This window comes from Mycobacterium paraffinicum, assembly GCF_025822865.1.
GTDB classification, from domain to species: Bacteria; Actinomycetota; Actinomycetes; order Mycobacteriales; family Mycobacteriaceae; genus Mycobacterium; species Mycobacterium paraffinicum.
In genome coordinates, this window is sequence record NZ_JACKUR010000021.1 from 723,736 (window position 1) to 749,397 (window position 25,662).

22 protein-coding genes are annotated in these 25,662 nt (G+C 65.4%); 6 read left to right on the forward strand and 16 right to left on the reverse strand.

The features are described 5' to 3' along the window. Window positions 1–42 precede the first annotated feature (42 nt). From H7J89_RS12010 to H7J89_RS12060, 11 genes are all read right to left on the reverse strand, one after another. A complete protein-coding gene (locus tag H7J89_RS12010; protein WP_264043700.1) occupies window positions 43–597 on the reverse strand; it encodes an OsmC family protein in 555 nt (184 codons plus the stop codon). 172 nt (window positions 598–769) lie between these two features. Beyond that, the gene (adhP, locus tag H7J89_RS12015) at window positions 770–1,837 is read right to left on the reverse strand and encodes an alcohol dehydrogenase AdhP (protein WP_264043702.1); all 1,068 of its coding nucleotides are present in this window, start codon (window positions 1,835–1,837) and stop codon (window positions 770–772) included. A 93-nt stretch (window positions 1,838–1,930) separates the two neighbouring features. Further along, complete coding sequence (locus tag H7J89_RS12020) at window positions 1,931–2,497, reverse strand: methane monooxygenase (protein WP_264043704.1); 567 nt, start codon at window positions 2,495–2,497, stop codon at window positions 1,931–1,933. Further along, complete coding sequence (locus H7J89_RS12025) at window positions 2,490–3,533, reverse strand: FAD-binding oxidoreductase (protein ID WP_264043706.1); 1,044 nt, start codon at window positions 3,531–3,533, stop codon at window positions 2,490–2,492. The genes H7J89_RS12020 and H7J89_RS12025 overlap by 8 nt, the downstream gene beginning before the upstream one ends. A gap of 40 nt (window positions 3,534–3,573) precedes the next feature. Then, window positions 3,574–3,762 (reverse strand): hypothetical protein, encoded by a 189-nt coding sequence (locus tag H7J89_RS12030; protein ID WP_264043708.1) that lies wholly within the window; start codon window positions 3,760–3,762, stop codon window positions 3,574–3,576. A gap of 54 nt (window positions 3,763–3,816) precedes the next feature. Then, entirely contained in the window at window positions 3,817–4,344 is a 528-nt protein-coding gene (locus H7J89_RS12035) for an MmoB/DmpM family protein (protein WP_264043709.1), read from the reverse strand. Between the two features lie 71 nt (window positions 4,345–4,415). Further along, window positions 4,416–5,621, reverse strand: a complete 1,206-nt coding sequence (locus H7J89_RS12040; RefSeq protein WP_264043711.1) for a ferritin family protein — start codon at window positions 5,619–5,621, stop codon at window positions 4,416–4,418. Window positions 5,622–5,744: 123 nt separating this feature from the next. After that, window positions 5,745–7,340, reverse strand: coding sequence for a ferritin family protein (locus H7J89_RS12045; RefSeq protein ID WP_264043713.1), 1,596 nt, complete (start codon window positions 7,338–7,340; stop codon window positions 5,745–5,747). Window positions 7,341–7,419: 79 nt separating this feature from the next. Continuing rightward, window positions 7,420–7,800: a DUF779 domain-containing protein gene (locus H7J89_RS12050; RefSeq protein ID WP_264043715.1), complete on the reverse strand. Its 381-nt coding sequence runs from the start codon at window positions 7,798–7,800 to the stop codon at window positions 7,420–7,422. Further along, window positions 7,800–9,317, reverse strand: a complete 1,518-nt coding sequence (exaC, locus tag H7J89_RS12055; RefSeq protein ID WP_264043855.1) for an acetaldehyde dehydrogenase ExaC — start codon at window positions 9,315–9,317, stop codon at window positions 7,800–7,802. Before exaC ends, H7J89_RS12050 begins: the two co-directional genes overlap by 1 nt. Window positions 9,318–9,438: 121 nt before the next feature. Continuing rightward, complete coding sequence (locus H7J89_RS12060) at window positions 9,439–10,659, reverse strand: AfsR/SARP family transcriptional regulator (RefSeq protein WP_504928405.1); 1,221 nt, start codon at window positions 10,657–10,659, stop codon at window positions 9,439–9,441. A gap of 508 nt (window positions 10,660–11,167) precedes the next feature. On the opposite strand from H7J89_RS12060, the gene acs reads away from it, so the two are divergent. The 5 genes from acs to H7J89_RS12085 all read left to right on the forward strand — a co-directional run bounded on the left by acs (window position 11,168) and on the right by H7J89_RS12085 (window position 19,526). Continuing rightward, on the forward strand, window positions 11,168–13,117 hold the full coding sequence (gene acs, locus H7J89_RS12065) for an acetate--CoA ligase (RefSeq protein ID WP_264043719.1): 1,950 nt from the start codon (window positions 11,168–11,170) through the stop codon (window positions 13,115–13,117). Between the two features lie 166 nt (window positions 13,118–13,283). Continuing rightward, window positions 13,284–14,618, forward strand: a complete 1,335-nt coding sequence (locus H7J89_RS12070) for a lipase family protein (protein WP_425563462.1) — start codon at window positions 13,284–13,286, stop codon at window positions 14,616–14,618. Window positions 14,619–15,475: 857 nt separating this feature from the next. Beyond that, window positions 15,476–17,314, forward strand: a complete 1,839-nt coding sequence (gene ltrA, locus H7J89_RS12075) for a group II intron reverse transcriptase/maturase (protein WP_264043723.1) — start codon at window positions 15,476–15,478, stop codon at window positions 17,312–17,314. A 130-nt stretch (window positions 17,315–17,444) separates the two neighbouring features. Further along, on the forward strand, window positions 17,445–18,104 hold the full coding sequence (gene pdxH, locus H7J89_RS12080; RefSeq protein WP_264043725.1) for a pyridoxamine 5'-phosphate oxidase: 660 nt from the start codon (window positions 17,445–17,447) through the stop codon (window positions 18,102–18,104). Window positions 18,105–18,233: 129 nt separating this feature from the next. After that, window positions 18,234–19,526, forward strand: a complete 1,293-nt coding sequence (locus H7J89_RS12085; protein ID WP_264043727.1) for a citrate synthase — start codon at window positions 18,234–18,236, stop codon at window positions 19,524–19,526. A gap of 55 nt (window positions 19,527–19,581) precedes the next feature. Here the strand turns inward: H7J89_RS12085 and H7J89_RS12090 are convergent, their stop codons facing one another. The 5 genes from H7J89_RS12090 to H7J89_RS12110 form a co-directional block, all read right to left on the reverse strand. Continuing rightward, the gene (locus H7J89_RS12090) at window positions 19,582–21,132 is read right to left on the reverse strand and encodes a phytoene desaturase family protein (RefSeq protein WP_264043729.1); all 1,551 of its coding nucleotides are present in this window, start codon (window positions 21,130–21,132) and stop codon (window positions 19,582–19,584) included. Between the two features lie 26 nt (window positions 21,133–21,158). Continuing rightward, window positions 21,159–21,422: a DUF2630 family protein gene (locus tag H7J89_RS12095; protein WP_264043731.1), complete on the reverse strand. Its 264-nt coding sequence runs from the start codon at window positions 21,420–21,422 to the stop codon at window positions 21,159–21,161. Between the two features lie 174 nt (window positions 21,423–21,596). Then, on the reverse strand, window positions 21,597–22,937 hold the full coding sequence (locus tag H7J89_RS12100) for a HAMP domain-containing sensor histidine kinase (protein ID WP_264043733.1): 1,341 nt from the start codon (window positions 22,935–22,937) through the stop codon (window positions 21,597–21,599). A gap of 13 nt (window positions 22,938–22,950) precedes the next feature. Continuing rightward, window positions 22,951–23,661, reverse strand: coding sequence for a two-component system response regulator PrrA (gene prrA / locus H7J89_RS12105; protein WP_156349628.1), 711 nt, complete (start codon window positions 23,659–23,661; stop codon window positions 22,951–22,953). A 187-nt stretch (window positions 23,662–23,848) separates the two neighbouring features. After that, window positions 23,849–24,988 carry an FAD-dependent oxidoreductase gene (locus tag H7J89_RS12110; RefSeq protein WP_264043736.1) on the reverse strand — a complete coding sequence of 380 codons (1,140 nt, stop codon included), beginning with the start codon at window positions 24,986–24,988 and terminating at the stop codon, window positions 23,849–23,851. A 104-nt stretch (window positions 24,989–25,092) separates the two neighbouring features. Here H7J89_RS12110 and H7J89_RS12115 point away from each other — a divergent pair, with 104 nt between their 5' ends. Next, window positions 25,093–25,644, forward strand: a complete 552-nt coding sequence (locus H7J89_RS12115) for a TetR/AcrR family transcriptional regulator (RefSeq protein WP_264043739.1) — start codon at window positions 25,093–25,095, stop codon at window positions 25,642–25,644. Window positions 25,645–25,662 lie beyond the last annotated feature (18 nt).

The following is a 25,662-nucleotide window of genomic DNA, read 5'->3' on the forward strand; positions in this document are numbered from 1 at the left end:
TTTCACTAGCAAATTTCCGCGAGACCAGACCGCTGACGTGCCCTAGGATCTGACCATCTCAAGCTTGGGGATCATGCGAATCGCCTTGGCGCAGTTGGCAAAGTTTGGCGATGTGCGCCTGACGGCGTCGTGGATTTCTTGGATTTGTTCGGGCGTTGCGTCGGCGTCGATGCGAACGGTGTAGTGAATCTCGTCGTATCCAGGATTGACGGCTTCATCTAGGCCCAGGAATCCCCGTAGGTCCAGTTCGCCCGTAGTCTCGATTTCCAGCGACCGAATCGCGATCCCCTTGGTCGCGGCTACGGCGGCATACCCCACCGTCATGCAGGCGTTGAGGCCCGCCATGACCAGCTCCTGCGGGTTCGGCGCGGTGCTGGTGCCGAGCAGTTCGACCGGCTCATCGGCTCGAATGGTGAAATCCCGTGCATACCGCTTGCCCCCCAACGAATACGATTTGACAGTGGTGGTCGACCGGGTCTGTCCCTCCCATTGAGTCTTCACGGCGAACTGGACGCTGCCGTTCGAGACATCCTGACTGACGGTCTCGGCGAATTGCCCGAGAGCTTCAACGTCTATTCCGTTCACTGGTGTACTCATCCTAGGGATGCTCCTCACAGGTTTGTAATCCCAATACCTGCCCAGCAAGTGACCACGCAGGGTGCCAGGATGGGTTTACCAACCGCGACACCCACCCGGATCACCCAGCGCGGCACGCACTGCTCTTTGCTATGGCAAGGTGCTCTTTGCACCTACGACTGACCGACTGTCGCTAGTTGCGGTAGTCGATGACCACGCGGCCCTCGATTTCTCCGCGCTCCATGCGCCCGAACACGTCGTTGATGTCCTCCAGCTTGGCGGCTGTCACCACGGGCTTGACAAGGCCGCGGGCATAGTAGTCGAGGGCTTCGGCCATATCTTGGCGCGTGCCGACGATCGAGCCGCGGATGGTGAATCTTTGGAGCACGATGTCGAATATCGGCGCCGGGAATTCGCCCGGCGGTAGGCCGTTGAAGACGATGGTGCCGCCTCGGCGCGCCAGCCCGATGGCTTGCCCGAACGCTTGTGGGTGCACAGCGGTGACCAGCACTCCGTGCATCCCCCCAGCGATCTTGTGGGCCTCGGCGGCGACGTCTGTGGTACGTGCGTTCAAGGCGACCTCGGCGCCCATCCGGGTCGCCAGCTCCAGTTTGGAGTCGTCGATGTCGACGGCCAGCACTCGCAGCCCCATCGCGCGGGCGTACTGCACGGCGATGTGGCCGAGCCCCCCGACTCCGGAAATCGCCACCCATTGCCCGGGTCGGGCCTCGGTTTCTTTCAAGCCTTTGTAGACGGTGACGCCCGCGCACAGAATCGGGGCGACCTCCAACGGGTCGGCGCCGTCGGGGATGCGAGCCGCGTAGTCGGCATTGACCAGCATGTAGCTGCCGAAACTGCCGTTGACGGTATATCCGGCGTTTCGTTGCTTCTCGCACAAGGTTTCCCACCCCGTGCGGCAATATTCGCAGCGCCCGCAGGCAGACCACAGCCACGCGTTGCCGACCTTGTCGCCGACCTTCAGGTCGTCGACCCCCTCACCGACCGAGACTACCGTCCCGCATCCTTCGTGGCCCGGCACGAACGGCGGCTGCGGTTTGACGGGCCAATCACCGTGCGCGGCATGCAAGTCGGTGTGGCACACCCCGGAGGTTTCCAGCTTGACCAGCGCCTCCCGGTATCCGGGTGTGGGTAGGTCGATTTCGGAAATCTGCAGCGGGACGCCGAATTCGGTGACGACGGCGGCACGCATCGTGGTGTGGGCCGCGTCGCCAGTTCTGGCGGTTTCAAGGGTTTCGGTCATTTGTTCATTCCAATCGTGAAAGGGGTTGCGGTTTAGTCGCTCAAGTGCACACCGACCATTACCGCGACGACGAGAGCTGGTGCGATGGTGGTTTCAATCTTGTGAAGGCGCCGCGTGGACGACGACCCCGCGTTCGGCGCGCAGCTCTTCCAGCGACTTGCCGTACCAGTCCACGGTCCGTGAGGTCATGAGCTTTTCGGCCAGGTCCCGCTCGGCCGGCAGGAACAAGTTGGTCGGCATGACTGGCGGCTTGTACCTGGAGCGGAACTCGTCGTTGATCCGCTCGAGCTCCTGGTAATCCGTACCGGCCACCGCGGCACGCTCGGCGACGTTGGCGCACACTTCGCGGGCGCACTCGCCGGTCAACGTCCGGGTGCGGAATTCCTCGTCGGACATCGACTGCAGCCGCAGCACGGCCACGCGTTCTTCCAGGCGAGCCTCGATCCAGAGGCTGTCCTGATCTTCGCGGCCCCAGAAATCGGTCCGCCATTTCATCAGGGTCGCCACCGCTTCGTCGAGCGTGGTCAGCGCGTCGGCACGAGCGGCCCACTCGGACCGCAGAGCGCTATCGCCGTACGGCGAGGGCTCCAGCCGAAAATCGGCACCGACCGATTCGGGTTCTCGTGAGCGCCGCCGTCCCGAACGTGGTTGGTCAGCCATTAGTTTCCTCCATTCTGCTGGGCACGAAATCTTCGTGGTGGCACAAATCGCGCGCCACGCTTGCCGCTTCGAGCATCTGTGTTGTTGCACTGATCATTTTGGGTGGACCGCAGTAGTAGTACTCGAATTGAGAGCGGTCGTTTTCCGAGATGTACTTGTGAGCGATCTCGGTCGCGGTACCGACCTCACCGGTCCATGAGTCGTCCGGGTTGACGACCCCGCTAACCACGTGAAGGTTGGGCAATTGCTCGGTGACCACTTTCAGTTCGTCCGCGCCGAACACGTCTCCCACGTTGGTGTTTCCGAAAATCAACACCGCCGGTTGGGCGGGCCGCTCCGCGGCGAGTTGGCGCAGCATCGCCAACACGGGTGCCAGGCCGGTGCCGCCGGCGATGAAGACCGGTGTGCGGTCGTTGTCACGCAAGATGAATTTGCCCCGCGGGCCGTAGAGGGTCACCTGCTCTCCATGGCTCGCTTCGCCGGCGATGTAGCTAGAGAATTCGCCGTCGGGGTAGACCCGAATGAAGAATTCGAGCCGTCTGGAATCGTCGGGAAGGTTGGCCATCGAGAAGTCTCGGCTCACGCCATTGGTCAACGCGATCCGCACAAATTGGCCGGGCAGGAAGCGGAGTGGGTCTTGAGCGGCCATGGTCCGCACGACCACCCGGGCCACCGTGTCCGATACCATCTCGATCTGGTCCAGGCTCCCGCGTCGTTCGGTTTCCTGGTACTGCTGCACCATCGAGAACGGGTAGTCGAACTCGATCTCCATATCGGACGTCGGCCGCAGCCGGCACGCCAGAACATATCCCTCTTCTTGCTCGCTGGGCGACAACGCGTAGACAGAATGTGGCAGCAGCTCGCTGTACTCACCGTCGGCCAGGAAGCACTTGCATGTGGAGCACACGCCCTCCCGGCATTCGCTCATCAGGATGAGACCCTGGCGCAATGCTGCCGAAATCACGTCCTCATCAGGCCCGCACGAGATGACGGCCTCGTGGTCGTCTTCGAAAAACAGCTTTAGCTGATGAGTCATCGCACCTCCCTGGTTGCGTCAGCCAGCTCACCCTGGTGGTTCATCCGCGCCCCTGGAGGTAGGCCAATATCTTCAGGCCCGCCTCGCATGCCGACCTTTCGGTCAGCGAAACACCATTCTGGATAGCGTCTTGGCCCCGATAGATGAACCATTCCCAACAGGGGAACGACTCGTCCACGATCACCGTGAACTCTTCGTCTTCATAAATGATTCGCTCAATGTCGTCCATACTTGCTCCGACCGCTTCGGTGGGCAGCACCCCGGGAACTCCGGCGCCTCCGGATTACCGCTCGCCACCTGCGCCCCGCATGTGATTCAGGTCCGGGGCGTCGTCGTCCTCGTCGCGCTGGAACGTGGGAAGCGCTTCCTCCAACCCCATCAATTTCGTGGTCATCACGAATTTGTTCCCGTCGTTGTAAGCGCGACCGATTGTGGTTGTGACGTTGACCATGAAGTCGAAGACGTCGTAACGATGTCCTATCAACGGCTCCATAATGTCGAGATCGATCTCGAAACCTTCGTCGTTTTCCAACCGATAAAAGGTGCCCGCGTCTTCGACGACGAAGGAATCGTCGTCGGCGTACTCCTCCATCAGCTCGTCCACGACGAGCTCGACTTCCGTGCTCTTCATGAGACACAGCACGACGCGCCGGGATTCCACGACGGGAGCCGCAGCACCTTCGCCATACATCCGGTCTTGTAGCGCCTGAGGGTTGAACTCTTTCGCAATGCGCTGGGCCGTGGTAATGGTTTTCAGCCCACGCTTTTCCTCACCGGTCGGGGCTGCCACCGGCGGATTGTTTACGGTCATACTTTGCTCCATCGAAAGGGGTTGCATTTTTTTCCAATTCGGTGCTCAGGCGAGGGTCGTGCAGCAACACGTCACCGCACAGCCGCAATCGCGTCGGTCACGCTCTTGACCAGCTCGTCGACGTCCACCTCGAACCCGAAGATCGGCGCGTAACGACGTGCCCAGTCGCCGATAACGAGCGTCGCAGCCTCATTGACCGCCTCCGCGGAAACGTGGGACCGCAGGGTGCTGGTCCGGGCAAACATCGGCGCGAACTCGGCCATCGCCGCCACCGACTTGGGCAGCCAGTCTCGTGCCCACAACCGCATCAATGCCCGGTTGTGGTCGCCGAACTTCGGGTCCTGCCCCAACGCGTGGCCGAAGAGCTCGAAGGCCCATTTCGCGTCGATATCCCCGGCCGTGATGGTCGGCCACATGATCGCGGGGGTGAGCTGATCTCCGTGCAAGGGCGCCAGGCGGTGGAAGAACTGTTGCCGGGCGAAGCGCCCGAACAGCGGCTCGTGCACCATGAAGACCGCGAAGATGATCTCGATGTGGTCGTATACGTCGCCCCAGAGCCGCTCGACGATCTCGCGGGCGGTCCGATACGCCGGGTCAGAGAGCCAGAACTCCCGGGCGGGCGCGACGTCGGCGGAGAAACCGTCGACATTCTTGGACAAGAACACCTTCTCGGCCTGGATCATCTCGGCGTTGTCGAGGTGGTCGATCGCTCCGGTGATCACTGCCTGGCGCAGCACGTCGGTGAACACGTCGCGGGCAGGCGCGCCCACCAGTGTTCCGAAGAGGCCGTATTCGTGATGCGCGAACGCCCCGAGCGCGGTAGCGATGACGTCGAAGGTCCACTCCCGGTCCAGGTCCCGGTACATTTGTTGGTCAGCGAAGGCCGAGAACATGCGTTCTGCCTCGGCGTTCTCCTCGGCTTTCTGCGCCACGTAGGTGGGCTGGCCACGACCGGACGGATCCCGGAACACGAACCAGTCCGACGATTTGGCCTCGGTCGTGTAGTTCTCCCACGGTGCGCGGCCACCGGAAAATTTGTTGCAGAAGCCGCCGACACCGAGCGCGCCCGGAATCCAGTCGGGGGCCGACTGTGCGTAGAGCAACAGCGACTCGTACTCGGAGATGCGCCGCCGATACGGCTTGGCATACCACTGCGAGGTTCGTCGCGTTTCCAGCGGTTCCCGCTCGATGTCGTAGGCGGGATTCAGAAAGGCGCGACGCGGGCTCATCTCACCCGGTGCAACCTGGCTGGCGCCCGGCTGTTCGGTTATAGTCATCGGTCCTCACTCGTTCTCTGGGTTTCCGGCGCGGATGCATAGAGCAGGAGACGCGCGGGAGGTTTTGTGGTTTGGAGCCCCGGCGGCCTGCACGATGCTCGGGCAGGCCGCCGGCGACTGGTGTTATACCGTTTCCAGCCAGACGCCGCCGTGTGTCAACGGGTCGCGGATAATCGCGTTGCAGGCCCGCAGGTCATCGAGGGTCCACATCCGCTCGCTGTTGAGATGCGGCTGGGCGTTGAGTGTCTTGCCGTCGCTGCGTACCGCCCCCGCGGCGTGCACCACGTCGGCGATGTTCCATCCGTCGAATTTCTCCCACAAGTTCTCGCCCTGATAGCGTTCGGGCTCCTTGAGGAACATCCGCTCGCACCACGGCGAGCACAGCGAGTGCTTGCGGCCGTTGTGCTCCAGGATGCGGACATCCCCCAGCGCCCCGGTGAGGGTGGGGATGATGACCGGGAAGTTGCACACACGGCAGAAATAGATCGGCACTCCCGCGTCGTTGACCAACTGGCCGGGAAGCTTGTGGTGGGCGGGGTCGGCCAGACCCATCTCCCGCCAGGAGTCCCACATGTGGCCGACCTCGGAGTGCCAGCCCGGATAGTTGTTCTCGAACCACTCCATGTCGCGGGCATTGGGCGGGTCCATCCGGAACCCCAGCAACGGCCACACCGCGTAGGCCACCGCGTAGGTGTAGTGGTGACCCCAATACGCCTGCCGCTTGGCGTCGGCAAGGTTCGCCGGCGACTTCACCCCGAACTTCTCCAGCCGGCCCAGCCAGATGCCGCCCCAGTCCTCGTACACCCAGCGGTCCCACACCTTGGCCCACGGCTCGAGCTTGTTCACCGCGCCGTATTCGAAACCGGCGCCCACGATCGGAGTCGCGAAGCGGTGCTGCAGCCAGAACGCGTTTTCCAGGTCGGTCTGGAGGTATTTCATGTTGTCCGCGTCGTGGGCCACCGACACGATGGTCTGGTAGCCGTTGGCCATGTGCCGCATCTCGTCGGACTGAATCGAGAGGAAGATCGTCGGCGTGATTTCGTCGCCGTTGGCCGCACTCCACTCGGTCATCGCCACGATCAGCGGGTTGGTGAAGCACGCCTCGGCCACCAGTTGCAAGTTCAGCGACGCGAACACCGGGTCGCCCGCGCAGAAGTTCTCGCCGAAGGCCTGCATCGTGGGCGGGAACAGCGGGTTGATGTAGCGCCACTTGCGCATGTCGACAAAGCCCGCCGGGTCGTAGTACTGACCGGCGTAGTACTTCGCCAAGTAGTGCGTTTGTGTGGTGTGGCGCACCTCGTCCTCGACCTGCATGAGATAGCCGTTGCGCAGCTCGGGTGAGCGGGTCGTGTCCGCCATGACCGCCGAGCCGGCGATCGCGTTGTACTCGCCCAGCTCCAATGCGCCGGCGAGCAGCTTCATGACCTCGGCCCAGCGGGGCTCGACCCGCGTCGGCGCCTTCAGCCGCGCGAGCGAGTCGAGCAGACTGCCGTACTGGCGGTCGTCCTTCTCGCCCTCCATCCGGCCGTAGTCGCGAGCGACAAGCTTGAACTGCTCACGAGCGTTGGGGTCGAATTTGTACTTGGTCGGGTATTTCCCGCGGATCGTGTCGGAGTCCCACCCCAGGTCCATCAGCCAGGAGTGCACCTCCTGTCCGCTGACGGTGGCGTGCGGCGCGTCGGGCCGGCCGGTCACCTTTCCCGGTAATACAGAAGTCATCGCGTTACTCCTTTTGTCGTTACTTGATCTGGTTTGGTATTCGGTTGTGTAGTGGGGCGCCGCTTCGCTTTCCCCTGTCTCAGCTAGCACACGCTCGGGGAAGGTCGGCGCACTCCGCGTCGGTCAGGAGGCGGGACCGGATCAGGAAGCGCACCCCCTCCGGGGCTTCCAGAGAGAATCCGCCGCCGCGCCCGTTGACGACGTCGACGGTGAGGTGGGTGTGCTTCCAGTACTCGTACTGATCGGCGCTCATCCAGAACGGCGTGTCGTCGCCGACCGTGCCGAGCTGCACATCCGACGCGCCCGTACGGAACTCCCCGCGTGGGTAGCACATCGGGGCACTGCCGTCGCAACAGCCGCCGGATTGGTGGAACATCACCGGACCGTGTCTGGCGATGAGCCGTTCCAACACCGCCGCCGCCGCCGGCGTCATGTCGACCCGTGAACCGGCTGTGGTCATCAGAAGAACCCCAGCTTGTTCGGCGAGTAGCTGACCAGCAGGTTCTTGGTCTGCTGGTAGTGGTCGAGCATCATCTTGTGGTTTTCGCGGCCGATACCGGATTTCTTGTAGCCGCCGAACGCCGCGTGCGCGGGATAGGCGTGGTAGCAGTTGGTCCACACCCGACCGGCTTTGATTTCGCGGCCCAGGCGGTAGGCGGTGTTGCCGTCGCGCGTCCACACACCCGCACCCAGGCCGTAGAGGGTGTCGTTGGCGATCTTGAGTGCCTCGTCGGTGGAGTCGAACGTGGTAACCGACAGCACCGGACCGAAGATCTCCTCCTGAAAGATCCGCATGTCGTTGGTGCCTTTGAAGATCGTCGGCTCGATGTAGTAGCCGTCTGGGTGCTCGGCGACCTTCCGCGGGTTGCCGCCGGCGAGGAGTTCGGCGCCCTCCTTCTTGCCGATGTCGATGTAGGACAAGATCTTTTCGAACTGGTCGTTGCTGGCCTGAGCGCCGATCATGGTGTTTTTGTCCAGCGGGCTGCCGCTGGTGATCGCGTTGACGCGGTCCAGGCAGCGGGCGATGAACTCGTCGTAGATCGACGAGTGGACGAGGGCGCGCGACGGGCAGGTGCAGACCTCGCCCTGGTTGAACGCGAACATGACGAACCCTTCGATGGCCTTGTCCAGGAATTCGTCGTCGGCGGCCATCACGTCGGGTAGGAAGATGTTGGGGCTCTTGCCGCCCAACTCCAGCGTTACCGGGATGATGTTCTCGCTGGCGTACTGCATGATTAGCCGGCCGGTGGTGGTCTCGCCGGTGAACGCCACCTTCGCGACCCGCGGGCTGCTGGCCAGGGGCTTGCCAGCCTCGACGCCGAAGCCGTTGACTACGTTGAGGACACCCGGCGGCAGCAGGTCGGCGATCACCTCCATCGCCTTGAGGATCGAGACCGGGGTCTGCTCGGCCGGCTTGAGCACCACGCAGTTGCCCGCGGCCAGTGCCGGGGCGAGCTTCCAGGCCGCCATCAGGATGGGGAAGTTCCAGGGAATGATCTGGGCGACCACGCCGAGCGGTTCGTGGAAGTGGTAGGCGACAGTGTTCTCGTCGATCTCACCGACACCGCCCTCTTGCGCGCGGATCGCGCCCGCGAAGTAGCGAAAATGGTCGACGGCGAGGGGAAGATCGGCGGCGAGGGTTTCGCGGACCGGCTTCCCGTTGTCCCAGGTTTCGGCGACCGCGAGCTCCTCAAGGTGCTCCTCGATGCGGTCGGCAATCTTGTTCAAGATGTTGGCGCGCTCGGCGACCGACGTCCGTGCCCATCCGGCGGCCGCGACGTGCGCGGCGTCCAGCGCCAGGTCGACGTCGGCGCTGGACGAGCGCGCCACCTCGCAGAAGGTTTGTCCGTCTACGGGTGACGGGTTCTCAAAGTAACGACCGTCAGTGGGCGGCAGCCACTTGCCGCCGATGAAGTTTTCATAGCGGGAGGCGAAGTCCACGACGCTTCCCGCAGTACCTGGTTTGGTGTATTTCATCTCGTCCTCGCTCGGCCCGGCGCATATGCGTGGGGACACGTTCCGGTGCTTTCGTGACGAGGATTACACGCCAAGGTTGGTTAAACGTTGTTTAACCACGCGCCGTGCGCAGGCCGATGCGTTAACCGCCCTCAGAAGCGTGAAGCCGCCCCATCGCGAGGTGCCGGCGACGATCCGTCGGCGGCAGCACCCGCAGCGCATGGGCGTGAATCTCGGAGTCGTAAGGGTTGACTGCGCCCAGACGCAGGGCGCACTCGGCCGAAGAACTGCCCAGGACCGCGTCCCGGATCGCCACCTCCAGTTGGTCGCGCCACGCGACAATTCCGGGTGCATCAGACTCCGGTAACAACGGCCCGCTGTAGTGTTCAACCGCGGTGTCCACATCGCCGCGAGACAACGCGTGCAAGACGGCCACTGCGTCGCAGCTGACCGGCTTGAGCAGCGCGTAGGTCCGCGCGGCCAGTTGGCCACCGAGCAGGCGGCGCACATGGCTGACCTCGCATTTAAGCGTGCCAGGCGCCACGCAACGGTCACCGTAGATTTCGGCGGCAAGCTCACCCGGGGAATAGCCGGCCGGGCGCAACGCCAGCAGCGCGAGAATTTCGGCCTGCCGCAGCGTGACATGGACCGGCAGGCCGTCAACCAGCACCTGCGATCGGCCCAGGCACCTCAGCTCCACCCGGGCGGCATCTTCCTCGCTACCAGCCCACGTGTCGCGAAGCCGCGCCTCGATGGTCGACGTCAGCATGCGCACCGTGGTGAGCCCAAGAGCGTTGGCGCGCTCCCATGTGGATGACAGATCGATGACTCCGAGCTGGCGCCCACGCGGGTCGTGGATCGGTGCGCTGTAGCACACCCAGTCGTGGAGTCGCTCCACCATGTGCTCGGCCGAAAACACCGTCGAAGGCCGGTCAGTCCGCAACGCCAAGCCGAGCGCATTGGTGCCGATCGCCTCTTCGCTCCAGCAGCCGCCCGGCATAAAATTCACCGCCTCAATTCGGCGTCGCATCGCCCGGCAACCGCTGATCCACAGAATCGTCCCGGTTTCGTCGGTCACGGCTACAACAAAGCCGGCGTCGTCGGCGATGCGCCCCAACTCGTCCGACAATTCTGAGACGGGTTGGCGAAGGCGTGATTCCCGCCACCTTGTCGCGACGTCGAGGTCACCCAGCGAGGGGGCACTGTCTCGGTCGGGATCGACTTGTGCGAGCGCCCAAGATTCTGCGATCTCTGGCCGGACAACTGTGTCCGTGACCGCAACGGACCCGGCTTCCTCTCCTCGTCGAGATCGCGCCCAAGCGCGCTCGATTTCCTGGCGGAGCAATCGCCGCTGACGCTCCATCCGTTATCGTCCTTTCGCCCCGCCTAGATCCCTTCGTGTCAGATTGCGCACCTTAGCGTCGAGATGTGATCGGTACAACTACTGTAGTCCTTTCTCTGCGCCGACAGGCCAGGATCGGTACTCCCTAAATGGTGCTCGACCACTCATCCCCAGCGGTCCCGTCGGGTATGCGGTAGGGGACCGGCCCAACCGTCGGCCCCCAGTGGACGCGACCGCCAGAGGGGTGAGGCGACATCCGGTGGGAGCGCGCCCGGACGGCGCAGAGGGCATCCTTGGGGTAATCCGGCGACGGCGACGCCGTGGGCAACGGGCCACCGACCACCAGGGCCGTCGCCGGCATCTTCGGCTTACTGGCGCGGCGTCGTCGGAGCCCGTGGGGGGATCGGCCACCACAGATCATTGCCGCGCGACCCGATCTCGAAGCTCTCGCGCGCGCCGCTTTAATCGTGGGCATACCCGATGCTCGCGAACCAACGACTAGCCAACGTTTGCTGCGTATGAACGCGGCGTGTCCGAAACGTGCGTAGACGGGTTGTCCTTTCCGCCACCGGCTGAATTCGCGGCGCGCGCGAACGCAACCGACGAGCTCTACCGCGATGCCGAAGTCGACCGGCTGGCGTTTTGGGCGAAGCAGGCCAACCGGCTGTCGTGGGACTCACCGTTCCTCGACGTGCTGGACTGGTCTGACGCGCCGGTTGCGAAGTGGTTCGTCGGCGGCAAGCTCAACGTGGCCTACAACTGCGTCGACCGGCATGTCGAAGCTGGTCACGGAGAGCGGGTGGCCATCCACTGGGAAGGCGAGCCCGTGGGTGACACGCGGACCCTGACGTACTCCGAGCTGCTGACCGAGGTGTGCAAGGCAGCCAACGCGCTGTCTGGGCTGGGCTTGGTTGCCGGTGACCGCGTCGCGATCTATATGCCGATGGTGCCTGAGGCCATCGTGGCGATGCTCGCGTGCGCACGGCTCGGCATCATGCACAGCGTGGTGTTCGCCGGGTTCTCCGCGTCTGCCCTAAGGGCCCGGGTCAAAGACGCCGAAGCCAAGCTGGTCATCACGACCGACGGTCAGTACCGACGCGGCCAAGCGGTGTCGCTCAAAACGACCGTCGACGAGGCCATTTCGGGAATCGATCATGTCCAACACGTGCTGGTGGTGCGGCGATGCGCGATCGACATACCGTGGGGCGCGGGCCGCGACCTGTGGTGGCACGACACCGTCGCGACGGCAGCGCCCGAGCATGACCCGCCGGCGTTCGACGCCGAGCATCCGCTGTTTCTGCTCTACACGTCGGGAACGACCGGCAAGCCCAAGGGCATAATCCACACTTCGGGCGGGTACTTGACGCAGGCGTCGTACACCCACTACTACGTGTTCGACCTCAAGCCGGAGACCGACGTGTACTGGTGCACAGCCGATATCGGCTGGGTCACCGGCCACACCTACATCGTGTACGGGCCGCTATCGAACGGTGCCACGCAGGTGCTTTACGAGGGCACCCCGGCGTCGCCGGACGAGCATCGGCACTTCGAGGTGATCGAAAAGTACGGGGTGAGCATCTATTACACCGCTCCCACGCTGATCCGCACCTTTATGAAGTGGGGTCGGCAGATTCCCGACGCCCACGACTTGTCCAGCCTGCGCCTGTTGGGCACGGTGGGTGAGCCGATCAACCCCGAGGCATGGCGATGGTACCGGGAGGTCTTGGGCGGCAACCGGACCCCGATCGTCGACACCTGGTGGCAGACCGAGACGGGCGCGGCGATGATCTCCCCGCTGCCCGGCGTTTCCGACGCGGTTCCCGGGTCGGCCACCCGACCGCTACCGGGTATCTCCGCACGTGTTGTCGACGAGCAGGGCAACACCGTCGAACGCAGCCACGACGTCGGTGAACATGCGCAGGGGTACCTGGTCCTGGACCAGCCATGGCCAGCGATGCTGCGAGGGATCTGGGGTGACCGGGCGCGATACCAGGAGACCTACTGGTCGCGCTTCGCCGCGCGGGGCTGGTATTTCGCCGGCGACGGCGCGCGTTACGACGACGACGGCAACATCTGGGTGCTGGGGCGCATCGACGATGTGATGAACGTGTCGGGACACCGAATTTCCACCGCCGAAGTGGAGTCCGCGCTCGTCGGGCATTCGCACGTCGCCGAGGCGGCGGTGGTCGGCGCCTCCGATGCCACCACCGGTCAGGCCGTCATCGCGTTCGTGATCCTCGAGTCCCACGCCGTGGACTGCGGCGCGGAGCTGGTGGCGGAACTGCGTGCCGAGGTGGCCCGTGAGATCTCGCCGATCGCTAAGCCGAGAGAAATTCATGTCGTTCCTGAACTACCCAAAACGCGCAGCGGCAAGATCATGCGGCGGTTGCTGCGCGACGTCGCCGAGGGCCGTGACCTGGGCGACACATCGACCTTGGTCGACCCCAGTGTGTTCGAAGCGATTCGCGCGAGCAGATAGGAAAACGGTTCCGATGATGGCTTGGTGCAAATGGGTTGCACGGAGGGACGTGCGCTCGCTGAAGTGGAGCGAAGCAGTCCACCCGGTGCGTCGCCCGGCATTTGCGGCCGGGGTGGTCCCACTAAGGCGGGGGCTGCGGATAGCGGCGGCGCTGTTGGTGCTGCCGATGCTCAGTGTCACCCCGAACGTGCATGCCGACCCCGCAGACCCGGCTTTTGAAGAGCACTGCCCGGAGCCGGACCCTAATTGCTGGTCTGACCAGTCTCGCTACCATGCGTTTTACACCCCGCCAAACCCACTCCCGGGCCAGCCAGGCGCACTGATCCGGTCGGAGGCGCAGGACGGCATCAGGCTGGAGCCATCGGGCCAGCTAGGGTCCTGGGTCGCTCATGCCACCCGCATCATGTATGTCAGCACCGACGCGCGGCACAATCCGGTCGCAGAGACTGGAACCTATCTTGAGCCGAATGACCCCTGGCCGGGGCCGGGTCCGCGGCCGCTGATTGCCTATGCAGCTTCACCGTTGGGCTTGGGAGACCACTGCGCAGAGTCGCGGTTGTTGGACCAGGGCGTGCATTTCTCATCGGGCCAGGATCTGATGCTCAACCTGGACGAGGGCTTCCTGGCGACCATGGTGGCCCGCGGCTTTGCCGTCGTGGTATCCGATGGCACCGGTGTGGGCACTCCAGGACCGGTGCCGTTCCTGATCCGCGATGCGTCCGGACCACCGCTGCTCGACGCGGCACGAGCGGCGATGCAATTGCCCGGCACGTCGCTGCACCCCCACGGGCCGGTGGCACTGTGGGGCTGGTCCGCCAATGGCGGGCAAGCCTCCGCGGACGCGGCCGAAATCGCCGCGGACTACGCGCCCGACCTGAACGTCGTCGGCGCATGGAGCGGCGCCCCAGCTGCGGACCCGACCCTGCTTCCCCCGTTTGTCGACGGCAACGTTTTCCTGGTGGCGCTGGGGTGGGTGCTCAACGGTGTGTTGGCCGCCTATCCAGAGGCCGCTCCCGTGCTGGCGCCCACGCTCGCACCTCGAGGCCAAGACCTGGTTAGCCGCTCGGCGAGTATGTGCCTCGTTGAAGGACTGTGGGATTTCGGCTTCCGCCACCTCGTACCGTGGGACCAATTCCTCGGCCACGGGTATTTCAACACCGACCCCTACCAGCTGTTCAGCTCCGATCCCGTTCATAGCATTCTGGCGGCACAACGGCTCGGCACCAGGAAACCGGCTGTGCCCGTGATGTTGGAGTCTAATCGCTGGGACCCGTTCATGCCGTGGGGCGGAGTCCGCCAGCTAGCCCAAGACTGGTGCGACAAAGGCGCCGATGTCCAGCTGTGGACCAATTATCAAACGCCATTCTTCGAAAAGATGGCCATCTTCAACCACGTGCTGCCCTGGTGGGTTGACGGCGAAAGATCAATGGCGTGGATCGCGGATCGGTTCAACGGCCAGCCCACCACTCCCAACTGCCAAGAAATCCCTAACATCCAGTGAGATTCGGTGGCTCGCCTGGTAGCCCGCCACCGTCTTTGGCGCCTGATCTGCTCGCCCATGCGAAGTGGCAACCGCTCGATCCCAGTAAGGAAAATTCCCACGTGCGACGCGAAGTCGCGCATAGCAAGTGGACTCGCAGATTGGAGGCCGGTTATGCCGGGTGCGTAGTTCTCGATCAGTGTTCCAGATCGATCCCCGCCCTGGCGTGCGTTGACGGGTCTTGCGCGTGCGACGCGAAGTCGCGCATAGCAAGTGGACTCGCAGATTGGAGGCCGGTTATGCCGGGTGCGTAGTTCTCGATCAGTGTTCCAGATCGATCCCCGCCCTGGCGTGCGTTGACGGGTCTTGCCTGTTGGGGTGCGAAGCCCAGGGTAAAAGCTCAAGGGCCCCTGTTCCGTCTGGGGGAGCAACCGGGTGAGGGGAAGGCCGGGCGGGTGAACGTAAGTGAACCCCTGATGATGCCTCGTTATTTCTAGCCCGGGAAGACGGGATGAATACCTGGGTGATAGGGCCTGGCCGCTGGAAGGGGCGGCAAGCGGCGACCGGGTAGTGAGAGCCGGTCGTGGGAACACCGCTGGCCTCGGGGTATAGGGGGCACCCATTCCGGTCGTGTCTTGTGTGCGTGGAACGTGGAAACCCCGTCGGGGTCCGGGCCGAGTCGGTCCGGTAGGCCGATCGTAAGAGGGGCGCAATTCCGCGGCGGGACAGGATGCTCAAGAAGCGGATGCCGGTGGCCGAAAGGCGACGGGACTCGCGACGGTGTGACCGCTGCTTCCGGTGGTCGTCGTGGGGAACCGGCCGGATGCCGGGCCTGTGCGCCCGGACCCGAAAGGGTGCTGACGTGGGCAGGTGAGCCTGTGAACACCGAGGCTGTTGGCCTGATGAACCGAAGGGGCAAGTTGGACACCATTGTGGTGAACGGACCCGAGGACGTCGCGCTCGACTGGGACTCCATTGACTGGCGTGTCCATGAGCAGAACGTAATCCGGTTGCGGCGCAGGATCTTCAAGGCGACGCGGGAGCAGGACTGGGCCATGGTCCGGTCGCTGCAGAAATTGATGCTGGGGTCGTGGTCGAACACGTTGGTGAGTGTGCGGCAGGCTACCCAGCGTAATGCCGGGCGTCGGACGGCGGGGATTGATGGCGAGGTTGCCTTGTCGTCACCAGAGCGGGCGGATATGGCGGTGCGTGTGCACCGCGGTCGCGCGAGCTGGGACCCGATGCCGGTTCGGCGTGTGTACATTCCGAAGGCCAGCGGCAAGCAGCGTCCACTCGGTATTCCGGTGTTGATGGATCGGTGTCATCAGGCGCGGGTCCGCAACGCGCTGGAACCGGAGTGGGAGGCCAAGTTCGAAGCCCGCTCATACGGGTTTCGTCCTGGCCGTGGCTGCGCTGACGCGGTCAGCTCGTTGTATTGGACCCTGAAAGGCCCTCGTGCCCAACGGGTCTGGATTCTCGATGCCGACCTGTCGGCCGCGTTCGATCGGATCGATCATGACCGGCTGCTCGATGCGCTCGACGGATTCCCCGCGCGGGAGCTGATCAAGCGCTGGCTTGCGGCGGGCGTGTTCGAACCGGGTAAGGGCTTCGCCCCGACCGAGGAGGGAACTCCGCAAGGCGGGGTGATCAGCCCGTTGCTGTTGAACGTGGCGCTGCACGGGCTGGAGGAGGCCGCTGGGGTCGGTTACCGCCAAACCGGTGTCAACACTGGGGCAGCGATGCCGGGAACCCCGATTCTGGTCAGGTATGCCGACGACATGGTGGTCTGTTGTGTTTCGCAGCGACAGGCCGAAGATGTCAAGGAGCGGCTTGCCCACTGGCTGGCGCCGAGGGGTCTGGTTTTCAACGAGGACAAAACGCGCATCGCGCACCTCGAAGAGGGCTTCGACTTTCTCGGCTTCAATGTGCGCCGATACCGGCGCGGTGGTCGGCCGGGCAAGCTGTTAATTAAACCGAGCCAGGATGCGGTCAGGCGAATCCGGCGCAGGCTCGCCGAGGTGATACGCAGCATGCGTGGCTCCAACGCGGTGGCACTTATCGCCAGGCTCAACCCGATCATTCGGGGTTGGGCCGCCTACTACCGGGGGGCGGTGTCCAGCAAAGCGTTCGCGGCGCTGGATAGCTACGTGTGGTGTCTCACCTATCGGTGGGCGCGCCGCACCCACCCCAATAAGTCGAAGAAGTGGATCGTGCGCCGCTACTTCGGCAGGTTCAACCGGTTCAGGAATGACCGGTGGGTGTTTGGTGCCCGCGATCGGGTAATCAACGATTGTGGCGATATCGCCTACCTCACCAAGTTTTCCTGGACCAAAATCGTCCGGCATCGGCTGGTCGCGGGTGGGGCGTCTAAAGACGACCCCGACCTGACCCAGTACTGGGCCGCACGGCAGCGAAAGATGTTGGCCCCGTTGGACAGTTACAACTTGCGCCTGCTTGTCGAACAGGACGGGCGTTGTCCATTGTGCGGGACCCACGTCCTTACCCCGGATCAGCCCCCGCAATCCCCGCACGAGTGGGAACGCTGGTGGCTGAGCATCGTCAAACGGGCGATCGCTGCCGACTACCTCACCCACCACGGGCGAGGCGGCACGCCGGACGGAAACCGAACCCGCCTGGTACACACCTCATGCCACCGCAGCCTTCGGGCTCGCACAGGCACGAGACCGGAACCCGCAACGCCCTCGGGGCTTGCTTGAGCCGTGTGCGGGGCAACTCGCTCGCACGGTTCTGAGGGGGCCCCGACGCAGCAATGCGCCGGGGCTACCCGACACCCCACGTTCGGGCCGACGCTACCGGCCGGTAGCAAGCCCCGGTAGCGTTGGCGCGATGGCAGGACCAGACTCCGAGCGCCTGCAGAGGATGCGCGTGGAATACGGATCGGCGGAGAAGGACGGCAGTCCCGATCTCGACGCAGATTGGCTCGATGACGGTTGGGTTGCCTTGTTGCGCAAATGGATCGACGAAGCCGAGCGGTCCGGCGTCGCCGAACCGAACGCCATGGTGCTGGCCACTATCGCCGACGGCAGGCCGACGAGCCGATCGGTGTTGTGCAAGAGCGTCGACGAGTCCGGGATCACATTTTTTACCAACTATGACTCGGCCAAGGGCGCCGACCTCGCGGCGACGCCGTACGCGTCGGTGACATTTCCCTGGTACCAGCTGGGCCGGCAGGTTCACCTCCGCGGTCCGGTGAGCAAGGTCACGCCGGAGGCCACCGAGGACTACTGGTCCAAGCGGCCCCGCGGCTCCCAGCTCGGCGCATGGGCATCGCACCAGTCCCGTCCGATCGCGTCGCGCGCGGCGTTGCTCGACCAGCTGGCCGAGGTCACCGCGCGCTTCGCCGACCGCGAGCAGATTCCGGTGCCACCGGGGTGGGGCGGCTATCTACTTGCTCCGGAGTCGGTCGAATTCTGGCAGGGCCGGGAGAACCGGTTGCATAACCGGATCCGGGTCACCGGCGCTCACGTCGAGCGCCTCCAGCCCTAGCCCGCCCCGGGGGTCGGTGCGACGGGACAGACCCGACCCCGGGCAGGCATGCGAACGCGACAACGACTACCTTCACCTATAAGCACCTAGTCAGGGCAGCCATACCAGTCAGAGCGCGAAGGGGTTCTCGTGGCCGACACCGACGACACCGCAACTCTGAAGTACCCGGGGGGCGAGATCGACCTGGAGATCGTTCGCGCCACCGAAGGTGCTGACGGGATTGCGCTCGGTTCCCTGTTGTCCAAAACCGGGCACACCACCTTCGACAACGGCTTCGTCAACACCGCCGCGTGCAAGAGCGCGATCACCTACATCGACGGTGACGCCGGGATTCTGCGGTATCGCGGCTACCCGATCGAGCAGCTCGCCGAGAAGTCGACCTTCATCGAGGTGAGTTACCTGCTGATCTACGGCGAACTGCCGGACAAGGACCAGCTCGCCGAGTTCACCAAGCGGATCCAGCTGCACACCATGCTGCACGAGGACCTCAAGCGCTTCTTCGACGGCTTCCCGCGCAACGCGCACCCCATGCCGGTGCTGTCCAGCGTGGTGAACGCGCTGAGCGCCTACTATCCCGACGCGCTCGACCCGATGGACAACAACCAGGTCGAGCTGTCGACGATCCGCCTGCTCGCGAAATTGCCCACCATTGCCGCGTACGCCTACAAGAAGTCCGTCGGCCAGCCGTTCCTCTACCCGGACAACAAGCTGTCGCTGGTGGAGAACTTCCTCCGCATGACGTTCGGGCTACCCGCAGAGCCCTATCAGGCCGACCCCGAAGTCGTGCGGGCGCTGGACATGCTGCTCATCCTGCACGCCGATCACGAGCAGAACTGCTCGACGTCGACGGTGCGGCTGGTGGGGTCGTCGCGGGCCAACCTGTTCACCTCGATCTCCGGTGGCATCAACGCGCTGTGGGGGCCGCTGCACGGCGGAGCCAACCAGGCGGTGCTCGAGATGCTCGAGCAGATCCGCGAAAGTGGCGACGACGTCAGCGAGTTCGTCCGCAAGGTGAAGAACCGCGAAGAGGGCGTCAAGCTGATGGGCTTCGGCCACCGGGTCTACAAGAACTACGATCCGCGCGCCCGGATCGTCAAGGAACAGGCCGACAAGATCCTGGCCAAGCTCGGCGGCGACCCGCTGCTGGAGATCGCCAAGGAGCTGGAAGAGGCGGCGCTGACCGACGACTACTTCATCGAACGCAAGCTGTACCCGAACGTCGACTTCTACACCGGGCTGATCTACCGGGCCCTCGGCTTCCCCGTTCGGATGTTCACCGTGCTGTTCGCGTTGGGCCGGCTGCCCGGCTGGGTCGCGCACTGGCGTGAGATGCACGACGAGGGTGACAGCAAGATCGGCCGCCCGCGCCAGATTTACACCGGCTACACCGAGCGCGACTACACCACCATCGACGCGCGCTAGTGGCGATCGCGAGCGCGGCGTAGCCGGGCGCTGCGGGTCGCCACCGATCAGGTAATCAGAGCGAGGCCAGCACCGCCATGGCGGCGTTGTGCCCGCCGATGCCCGACACTGCGCCGCCGCGGCGGGCGCCGGAGCCGCACAACATGATCCGCTCGTGGGCGGTCGCCACCCCCCATTGTCGTGCGGGCGTGTTCAGCGGGTCGTCGTCGTCCGCGAAGGGCCACGACAGGCCGCCGTGGAAGATGTTGCCGGCCGTCATCCCGAGTGTGCGGTGCAAGTCCAGGGTGGTCGTCGTCTCGACGCACGGCCGGCCCTGGGCGTCGCTCATCAACACGTCCTGAATAGGTTCGGCCAGAACGGAATTCAGTGTCGCCAATACCGACTCGGTCAGCCGGTCACGCAGGGCGCCGGAGTAGCTGCCGTCGAACAACGAGTGTGGGGTGTGCAGACCGAACACCGTCATCGTGTGGGCGCCCGATTCGCGCAGGTCGGCCGACAAGATGCTCGGGTCGGTCAGCGAATGGCAATAGGCTTCGCACGGTAGCGGATTCGGGATATGCCCGGCGGTCGCGCGCGAATATCCGGCGTCCAGTTGGGTCCAGGTCTCGTTCACATGGAACGTCCCGGCGAAGGCCTGTTCGGGGGTGACGCCGTCGTCGCGCAATCGGGGCAGTCGCCGCAGCACCATGTTCACCTTGACCTGCGCGCCCTGCGCGGGGGTCGGCGGCCGTTCGCCGAGCAGGCCTGCCAATACCGCGGGTGTGACGCCGGCGAGGACGAACCGGCCCCTTATCAGGTGGTCCTCGTCGCCGGTGCGGTAGCGCACCAGGCCGTCGGGATCGACGTTGTAAACCTCTGCGCCAGTGATGATTTCGGCACCGTGGCCGACGGCGGCCGTTGCCAGGGCATCGGTCAGTGCGCCCATCCCGCCGACGGGAACATCCCAGTCCCCGGTGCCGCCGCCCAGCACGTGATAGAGGAAGCAGACGTTCTGGATCAGCGACGGGTCGTCGAGGCGCGCGAACGTTCCGATCAGCGCGTCGGTCGCGATCACGCCGCGGACCACGTCGTTGCCGACGGCGGTGGTGATGGCGTGCCCGATCGGCTCGTCGATCAACGCGTGCCACGCGTCCGCCGCCTCGCGCTCACCGCTTCCCGTGACATGCAGGCGGGCCTGCTCGCGGGTGCGCAGCGGTTCCAGCAGTGTCGGCCATAGCCGTTGGGTCACCAGTCGGCAGCGTCGGTAGAAGGAGGCGAACCCTTGCTCATCGGGGCCGGCGCCGATCGCGGCGAACGTGTCGCCGGCAGCACCGATCAACAGCCCACTGCGGCCATCGGCGTCGGGGTCGGGCGTGTACGAGGAATACCGCCGCCGGGCCAGCCGCACCGCCGCACCCAGGTCGGCGACGATGCGGGCCGGCAACAAGCTGACCAGGTAGGAGTAGCGGGAGAGCCGGACACCGACACCGTCGAAGGCCTGCGCCGAGACCGCGGCCCCGCCGATGTGACCCTGCCGCTCCAGCAACCGCACCCGAAGGCCCGCGCGAGCCAGGTACGCCGCCGCGACGAGTCCGTTGTGACCGCCACCAATCACGATGGCGTCCAAGGCACCGCCATCTGCCGCGTGCTGGCTCAGTTCAGGTAGCCCTCAACCTCGCCGGGCGGACGAACCTCGGCCTCCCGGGGGTCACCGCCGGTTTCCCGCAGCGCCCGCCGCTGCCGCAGCAGATCCCAACACTGGTCCAGCTCGACCTCCAGCCGGCGCAGGCGGTCGTGTTCCTCCGATTCGGAGATGTCGCGGTGTTGCAGCTGCTCGCGCAGGGTTTTCTCCTGTGCGACCAGGTCGCGGATGTGTGCCAGGGTTTCGTTGTCGGTCGGTTTGTTGCCGTTGGCCATCGCTCCAGTGTGCCCGACCGGGCGTGGGCCGAATCGCTAGGTTGCCCATCGCCCACCGGGCGAGCGCCGCAGGCCAACGAACCGACGGAGGCTAAACCCTTGTGCCATAGCCGATTCGGAGCCTGCCACGACGAACATCCCGACGGTTTCGCTCGCGCTCCGGCGCGCGAAGCGCTAGCTCGGGCCGGGGAGGCGCAGCACAAGGCGGGCGCCGCCCAGCGGGCTGCTTTCCAAGGCAGCGGTTCCGCCGTGCAGGTGGGCCTGCTGTGCCACCAACGCCAGCCCCAGCCCCGACCCGGAATGGGAGGCGGTCGACCCGCGGGAGAACCGCTCGAAGACGACTTGGCGTTCGTCTTCGGGCACGCCGCTGCCGTTGTCGTCGATGGCGATCTCCACCCCGGCGCGCGAGCTGACCGCCGAGAGGCGGACGAGGGTCGCGCCGCCGTGCTTGACGGCGTTGGCGATCGCGTTGTCCACCGCCAGGCGCAATCCGGCCGGCAATCCGACGATGATGCACGTCGGCGACGGCACCAGTGACACGTCGAGGTCGGGGTAGATGCGCATCGCGTCGTGGGCGGCGCGGTCAAGCAGCTCGGTGATGTCGACCGGGACCTGATCGTCGGATGTCGACAGTTCGCCCTGGGCGAGCCGCTCCAGGGCGCTCAGGGTGGCCTCGATCCGCGACTGGGTGCGGATGACGTCGCTCAGCACCTCTTTGCGTTGGTCGTCGGGCATGTCCAGGGTGGCCAGCACCTCGAGGTTGGTGCGCATCGCTGTCAAGGGCGTGCGCAGCTCGTGCGACGACACGGCGGCGAAGTCGCGGGCCGACGCCAGTGCCTCCTTGGTCCGGATCTGCTCATCCCAGATGCGCTGCAGCATGCCCCGCATGGCCTCGGCGATCTCGACGGCCTCGGTGGCGCCGTGCACCTCCACCCGCGGTGCCTCGTCGCCGGCATCGATCGATCGGGTCTGCTGCGCGAGCTGCTTGAAGGGGCGCACCGCGAACGCGGCCAACAACCAGGCGAACACCGCCGCCGCGCCAATGGCGAAGCCGCAGATCAGCAGTACTCGCCGGTGCAGATTATTGGTTTCGGCGAGGGTCGCGTCATACGTCGCACCCACGGCCAGCGAGGTGGGCTCCGGCGCGGGAATCTCCACCGTCCGCACCCGGTAACGCACGCCCTTGACGTAAGCATCGGCGTAATCGACGTCCAGCTTGGGCAGCGTCACATCGGAGTTCGACTTGACCTGGTCGCCGCGGCGGACCGTCATGATGGCGTCGCTGTCGTTGGGGGAGCGCGGGATTTCGTCGGGGCCGCGCGGCAGGAAAGGGATAGCGAAGCCCGCGGCCTCGTCGAGGCGGCGGTCCAGCCGCTCCTTGCGGTCGTTGGTAATGCCCACCCAGACGACGATCCCGACGATGAGCACGGGTATGGCGGCGCCGATGGCGGTCGCGACCACGACCCGGGCGCGCAGCGAAGGCGTACGGGTCAGGATGCGGGATAGAAAGTTCATGGCGCCCGCCTGGTTACTGCATACGCAGCACGAACCCTACTCCGCGGACGGTGTGCAGCAGCCGGGGACCGCCATTGGCCTCCAGCTTGCGACGCAGGTACCCGATGAACACGTCGACGACGTTGGTGTCGGCGGCGAAGTCGTAACCCCACACCAGCTCCAGCAGCTGCGCGCGCGACAGCACCGCGGTCTTGTGCTCCGCCAACACCGCCAGCAGGTCGAACTCCCGCTTGGTCAGGTCGACGTCGACGCCGTTGACGCGGGCGCGCCGGCCGGGGATGTCCACCTCGAGCGGGCCCACAGTGATGGTTTCCGAGGAGGAGGTGGCGGTCGCGCCGCGACGGCGAAGCAGCGCCTTCACCCGCGCGACAAGCTCGGCCAACACGAACGGTTTGACCAAGTAGTCATCGGCGCCGGCCTCGAGTCCGGCGACCCGGTCGTCGACCGAGCTGCGGGCGGACAGCACGCAGACCGGGACGTCGTTGTCCATCGCCCTGAGGGCGGTGACGACGCTGACGCCGTCCAGCACCGGCATGTTGATGTCGAGCACGATCGCGTCCGGCCGGGTCTCGGTGGCGCTGCGCAAGGCTTCGGCGCCGTCGACCGCGGTCGACACCTCGAATCCGGACAGCCGCAGGCCGCGTTCCAGCGACGCGAGCACATCGGAGTCGTCGTCGACGACCAAGACGCGGGGTGAGATGCCACCAGTGTCCATGCCGCCCATCTTGCCTGATTGTTGATCGCGGCGGTGCCCGGGACGGGCCGTCGATGCCTAAAAGGTTACGTTTTCGACGCTGCGCCGCGACTGCCCGTTGGTATGGGCGGGTCACCCCGAGATCGGTTGGTGTGACGCGGCATTCGCGTCCGGGGTGACCGGTGTCCGATTGATGTTGTCCCCGTGCGGTTTTGGGTCATTCCGTGGAGAGTCCGCTCAGCCGCACCGCAAGCTGCCGGCGCACCGCGGGAACGCCTGCGGCCAGGCGCATTCCCGTGTTGCGCAGGGGGCGCAACGGGCGCGGCAGGGTCGCGACCCGGGTCAGCCGTCCAGTCAGTTTCAGCACCCGCTCGGCGCGCCGGCGCTGCGCGGTGCTGTAGGCATCGAGCGCGGCGTCCGGGCCGCCCCCCAGAACCTCGGCGAGCGCCCCGGCCAGCGCCACCGCGTCGGTGATCCCGAGGTTCATGCCCTGGCCCCCGGCCGGGCTGTGCACGTGCGCCGCGTCGCCGGCCAGCAGCAATCGGCCGGAGCGGTACGTGTCGGCGACGCGGTGGTGGATGTGGAACCGCGACCCCCAGACCAGCTCGGTGACGACCGTCTGCCCCGGGCCGAAGCCCCGGGTGTCCAGCAGCGCCTGCACAAACTCGGCCGACGGCAGCTGCGGCGCGTCGGCGGTCGGCGCGACGACACGGAAGATGTCGCCGGGCAGCGGGGCCAGCACCGTCAGGCCGTCCTTGGCGTAGAACAGGATCACCTCGTTGCGGGGCGCTTCGCCGGTCACTCGCACGTCGGCGAGCGTGAAGGCCTCGGCGAATTCGCCACCGGCGAAGCCGATTCCGGCTTGCGTCCGGACGGTGCTGTTCATGCCGTCCGCCCCGACGGCGTAGCGGGCCCTGATGGTTTCGCCGTCGTCGAATGTGGCCGTCACGCCGGTGGCGTCCTGGCTGATGCGGCTCAGCGTCTTGGGGCGGACGACGTCGCCGCCCAGCTCGTGGAGTCGCTCGAGCAGCAGCCGCTCGGTGTCGGCCTGGGACAGCATCAGGGTGTACGGATGGTCCGTCGGCAGCTCGCTGAAGTCGACGGGGATCAGGATGCGCCGGCCCTCCCGCATGGTGAATCGCGGCGCGATCAGCCCCGCCTTGACCATGCGCCGGGCCACGTCGAGCTCCTCGAGCACCTCGAGGGTGCGGGCGTTGACGGCCGCGGCGCGGGACGTGTTCGCGCCCTCGGCCAACTTGTCGACCACCACCACCCGGATTCCGCGGCTGAGCAGTGTGGCGGCGAGCGTGAGGCCGGTGGGGCCCGCGCCGACCACCAGGACATCGGTGTCTTTCATGGTCCGCTCCTCTTCCTGGTGCGTTAGTCAACGCTTGTTGGCATACCTCCATGCTTGCGCGTCGACGGCGCAATGTCAACAGTTGTTGGCCTACACTCGTTGGCATGAGACGGTCGTCGGAGGAGACCAAAGCGGTGATACTGGCGGCGGCCCGCGAGCGGTTCGGCGCCGTCGGCTTTCAGGGCGCGACGATCCGGGCGATCGCCGCCGACGCGGGGATCGATCCCGCGATGGTCATGCGGTACTACGGCAGCAAGGACAAGCTGTTCGCCGCGGCGGCCGAGTTCGACTTGCGATTTCCCGACTTCGCCTCGACCGACCCGGCGCAGGTCGGGCGGTCGTTGGTGCGGCACTTTCTCGAACGCTGGGAGGGCGACGAGGCGCTGGTCATCCTGCTGCGGTCCAGCGCCACCAACGGCGAAGCGGCCCAACGGATGCAGGAAATCTTCGGAAGCCAGATCCAGCCGCTGGTGGCTTCCTTCGTGCCGCCGCAAGATTCCGCTGTGCGGGCGGGGTTGATCGCGACCCAGATCCTGGGGATGGCGTTGTGCCGCTTCGTGTTACGGCTACCCCCGATCGTGGAGATGAGCCGCGACGAGATCGTCGACTGGCTCGGCCCGACCATCCAGCGCTACCTCGGGCTGCCGGGCCGCTGACCCGCGAGACGTAAGCCA

Bases quoted from the DNA above. Each gene is read 5' to 3' on its own strand.
- adhP (WP_264043702.1), bottom strand. From the start codon at position 1,837: ATGACCGAAACCCTTGAAACCGCCAGAACTGGCGACGCGGCCCACACC.
- H7J89_RS12070 (WP_425563462.1), top strand. From the start codon at position 13,284: ATGCTCAGTGTCACCCCGAACGTGCATGCCGACCCCGCAGACCCGGCT.
- H7J89_RS12115 (WP_264043739.1), top strand. From the start codon at position 25,093: ATGAGACGGTCGTCGGAGGAGACCAAAGCGGTGATACTGGCGGCGGCC.
- H7J89_RS12045 (WP_264043713.1), bottom strand. From the start codon at position 7,340: ATGACTTCTGTATTACCGGGAAAGGTGACCGGCCGGCCCGACGCGCCG.
- H7J89_RS12100 (WP_264043733.1), bottom strand. From the start codon at position 22,937: ATGAACTTTCTATCCCGCATCCTGACCCGTACGCCTTCGCTGCGCGCC.
- H7J89_RS12020 (WP_264043704.1), bottom strand. From the start codon at position 2,497: ATGGCTGACCAACCACGTTCGGGACGGCGGCGCTCACGAGAACCCGAA.
- H7J89_RS12095 (WP_264043731.1), bottom strand. From the start codon at position 21,422: ATGGCCAACGGCAACAAACCGACCGACAACGAAACCCTGGCACACATC.
- H7J89_RS12040 (WP_264043711.1), bottom strand. From the start codon at position 5,621: ATGACTATAACCGAACAGCCGGGCGCCAGCCAGGTTGCACCGGGTGAG.
- H7J89_RS12030 (WP_264043708.1), bottom strand. From the start codon at position 3,762: ATGGACGACATTGAGCGAATCATTTATGAAGACGAAGAGTTCACGGTG.
- H7J89_RS12110 (WP_264043736.1), bottom strand. From the start codon at position 24,988: ATGAAAGACACCGATGTCCTGGTGGTCGGCGCGGGCCCCACCGGCCTC.
- H7J89_RS12050 (WP_264043715.1), bottom strand. From the start codon at position 7,800: ATGACCACAGCCGGTTCACGGGTCGACATGACGCCGGCGGCGGCGGCG.
- prrA (WP_156349628.1), bottom strand. From the start codon at position 23,661: ATGGGCGGCATGGACACTGGTGGCATCTCACCCCGCGTCTTGGTCGTC.
- H7J89_RS12025 (WP_264043706.1), bottom strand. From the start codon at position 3,533: ATGACTCATCAGCTAAAGCTGTTTTTCGAAGACGACCACGAGGCCGTC.
- H7J89_RS12035 (WP_264043709.1), bottom strand. From the start codon at position 4,344: ATGACCGTAAACAATCCGCCGGTGGCAGCCCCGACCGGTGAGGAAAAG.
- exaC (WP_264043855.1), bottom strand. From the start codon at position 9,317: ATGAAATACACCAAACCAGGTACTGCGGGAAGCGTCGTGGACTTCGCC.
- H7J89_RS12010 (WP_264043700.1), bottom strand. From the start codon at position 597: ATGAGTACACCAGTGAACGGAATAGACGTTGAAGCTCTCGGGCAATTC.
- H7J89_RS12060 (WP_504928405.1), bottom strand. From the start codon at position 10,659: ATGGAGCGTCAGCGGCGATTGCTCCGCCAGGAAATCGAGCGCGCTTGG.
- pdxH (WP_264043725.1), top strand. From the start codon at position 17,445: ATGGCAGGACCAGACTCCGAGCGCCTGCAGAGGATGCGCGTGGAATAC.